This window comes from Nocardia sp. NPDC049737, assembly GCF_040674755.1.
Classification (GTDB): domain Bacteria; phylum Actinomycetota; class Actinomycetes; order Mycobacteriales; family Mycobacteriaceae; genus Nocardia.
This window is the reverse complement of the sequence record NZ_JBFANH010000102.1, coordinates 1-1,070: the sequence shown is the minus strand read 5'-3', so window position 1 is coordinate 1,070 and position 1,070 is coordinate 1. Positions and strand designations below refer to the sequence as shown.

Genomic DNA, 1,070 nt, shown 5'->3' with positions numbered 1-1,070 from the left:
AATCACACTCAAACTGAAAGGGCAAGACCATGGCCGAGGAAATCCGGAGTGACATCCGGAAGACGAATCTCACTCTGAGCCGGAAGGATCTTCGCGAATTCAAGCGACTCATGCTTGATTGGGAGGACGAATACGACTTCCCTATTGAGCTGAAAGAGTCACATGCTTTGAATGCAGCAGTGAAGCTGATCATTCGGGCATCTAGTCCCGAATTGATCGACGAGTACAGCAAAAGCAAGAATTACACCGAAGAGGAGGCAAAGCAGGTTCAAGAAGAGTACAAATGGTTTATGGCGCAATTTCTCGAATTGCTTGCTGACACAATTCAGTCTCGCATTGAAACGGATAAGCGACGCGGTTCACGATTCGTCTAAAACTAGAATAGTAAAATGGCGGAATGCGAAATTGAGCATTCCGCCATTTTCATTTCTACCAAATTCAAGAATTGAGAATGAATTGCGAAGTAAGAAAATGCATTGTGACAATTCTTTAAAAATCTCTATTTGCATTTCCGCCATTTCCGGATTTGTCTATATAACATATTTACTTACAAAAATAAAGCCATAATTCTTCCCCAAGTTCTCTAGAGAACTTGGGGAAGAATTATGGCTTTATTTTTGTAAGTAAATATGTTATATAGACAATTCCGGAAATGGCGGAAATGCAAATAGAGATTTTTAAAGAATTGTCACAATGCATTTTCTTACTTCGCAATTCATTCTCAATTCTTGAATTTGGTAGAAATGAAAATGGCGGAATGCTCAATTTCGCATTCCGCCATTTTACTATTCTAGTTTTAGACGAATCGTGAACCGCGTCGCTTATCCGTTTCAATGCGAGACTGAATTGTGTCAGCAAGCAATTCGAGAAATTGCGCCATAAACCATTTGTACTCTTCTTGAACCTGCTTTGCCTCCTCTTCGGTGTAATTCTTGCTTTTGCTGTACTCGTCGATCAATTCGGGACTAGATGCCCGAATGATCAGCTTCACTGCTGCATTCAAAGCATGTGACTCTTTCAGCTCAATAGGGAAGTCGTATTCGTCCTCCCAATCAAGCATGAGTCGCTTG

General features: G+C 41.0%; 2 protein-coding genes. One reads left to right on the top strand and one right to left on the bottom strand.

Going from position 1 to position 1,070, the window contains the following annotated elements; translation table 11 throughout:
• Positions 1-29: 29 nt before the first annotated feature.
• A complete protein-coding gene (locus AB0J47_RS42255; protein ID WP_364360361.1) occupies positions 30-374 on the top strand; it encodes a hypothetical protein in 345 nt (114 codons plus the stop codon).
• Between the two features lie 422 nt (positions 375-796).
• On the opposite strand, the gene AB0J47_RS42250 is transcribed toward AB0J47_RS42255, so the two are convergent.
• On the bottom strand, positions 797-1,070 hold a 274-nt coding region (locus tag AB0J47_RS42250), incomplete at its 5' end, for a hypothetical protein (RefSeq protein ID WP_364360358.1).

Bases quoted from the DNA above. Each gene is read 5' to 3' on its own strand.
- AB0J47_RS42255 (WP_364360361.1), top strand. From the start codon at position 30: ATGGCCGAGGAAATCCGGAGTGACATCCGGAAGACGAATCTCACTCTG.